Source organism: Escherichia sp. E1130, from assembly GCF_005781065.1.
Classification (GTDB): Bacteria; Pseudomonadota; Gammaproteobacteria; order Enterobacterales; family Enterobacteriaceae; genus Escherichia.
In genome coordinates this window covers 1-1785 of sequence record NZ_VATL01000072.1, presented here as the reverse complement: position 1 = coordinate 1785, position 1785 = coordinate 1, and the positions used below count along the sequence as shown (strand labels likewise).

Sequence of the window (1785 nt, the reverse complement as noted above, 5' to 3'; positions counted from 1 at the left end):
TACTAATTGGAAGCATCACCTGGAGATTCATGGGGCCAGTCTAGAAAAAGCCCGGACGTCCGCTCAACGGAGTCGGGAGAAAACAAGAAGTACGCATCAGAGTACGCAGCACATTTCGAACATACATAAAAACTAGCATATTCCGATATCTCTTCCATACTTGCTGTTCCGTCCATACAACAGGAATAACGTACATGACTGTAAATAATCGACTGCTACCCCCCCATGGCGATGCCATTGAGTCAGATAATCATCTGCAGGCAACCATTAACGGTCTAAAATTCGGGGCTGAAATTGTCGGCGGACGCTATGACGGGGAAGACCATCCGGAGAAATGGACAAAAAGGTACTCCTGGGGAAGAGGCAAGCGTTCAGAAGCAGACTCAACCCATACCCTCATTTTTATCACCTGTGATCCCGGAATGATAAATGGCAAAGAATATGACCTTTCCGAACCTAATATCCCGGTAAGCATTCAATTCACACATTTATTTCCGCCAGATGGCGAAGATGAATCAGCATATCTGAAACCCGTTTCAGAAGGAAAAATAACCTTAACACATGATTTTTCCCGGTACCTTGTCACGGGCCGCTTCAGTTTCAATATTATTGAGGAAGACGGAACGCAGGCGGCGTTTCAGGTAGTGGAGGGAACGCTGTCTGTTGGACCAACCTGACAAAAAGCGAACACCCTGCCCCCCTTCAGTCCGAAAATGACAAAGCAGCTTTCGTCCCTCGCTGTATGACAGAGCGGCCCGGGGCAGGGATTTATCGTCTGAAAGATAATGTGCTGAACCTGCTGAATCACCCGGGATTTAGCTGACGCCCGGAGGCATTCAACAGAGACTGGCCGGGCCAGATTTGATAGTTAGCCCGATGAATGAGCCCGCAATGGATCCTCACTGCGGGCGCGCAACAGGTTAAAGTTAGCTTTACTCGTACATTTCGCAACATCCGCTTTCAGCATGTTGATTTCATTCTGCTGTTCACGTACCGCCTCGATCAGTGTGGCGATAAGCTTTTGATAATAAACCTGTTTGATATCCTCTTTGGTTTTGAGTAAGCGTCAAGCTACTGCCGCCTGTGATTCTGGTTCCGGGATCGTTAGGTTAGAGCTCCTTCTAAACCAGATGGAGCTCTATTCATGGAAAACACTGCTAACTGGCGAACTGAATCACGCACAGTCTATTCCAACGACTTTAACCTTCGTATCGTTGAACTGGCTTCTCAACCCGGAGCCAATGTCGCAAAAATCGCGAGAGAAACGGGGTTGCTCACAACCTCATTTTTAAGTGGCAGCGCATGTGGCAAAACGAAGGCCGGATATCTCGCCGCCAGCCAGCGACCATCGCCCCACCTCCAGGGCCATCACTCTTACCCGTAGAGACGTACCGGAGTCCACGGAATCTGATATCGCTTCCGGGCTGTGCCCGTTGAATGCTTCTTCCTGCTGTGTGGAGTTCCGCCACGGCATGGTTACGCTCAGGGTACTTGTCGGGCCAGTATTGCGCACCGTTTCGCGGTGGGATGAGCGGCCTGATTTTTTTCTTCATCAGGGCATCATGGCAGTAGCAGACATCGTAAGCTCCATCTGCTGAGGCTTGTTTGATTTTGCGGTGAGTCTGGTTTATTAACGCGGGGAGTGCCTGCGCGTCAGTCGTTCCACTGAGAGATAAATCGGCACAGATAATCTCATGCGTGACACTGTCTGCTGCCAGATGGAGCTTTCTCCATACTCTGCGCTTATCTGCTCCATGTTGTCGGACTGATGTGGTTGACTAAACC

1 protein-coding gene and 1 pseudogene are annotated in these 1785 nt (G+C 49.7%); one reads left to right on the top strand and one right to left on the bottom strand.

The window, feature by feature from the left end:
• Window positions 1-194: 194 nt before the first annotated feature.
• Entirely contained in the window at window positions 195-677 is a 483-nt protein-coding gene (locus tag FEK66_RS25530; RefSeq protein WP_135494949.1) for a hypothetical protein, read from the top strand.
• A 786-nt stretch (window positions 678-1463) separates the two neighbouring features.
• Here FEK66_RS25530 and FEK66_RS25520 read toward each other — a convergent pair.
• Window positions 1464-1766: pseudogene (locus tag FEK66_RS25520) on the bottom strand (transposase); the annotation flags it as partial.
• Window positions 1767-1785 lie beyond the last annotated feature (19 nt).

Excerpts from the sequence above, each read along its gene's own strand:
- FEK66_RS25530 (WP_135494949.1), top strand. The coding sequence starts at position 195 with ATGACTGTAAATAATCGACTGCTACCCCCCCATGGCGATGCCATTGAG.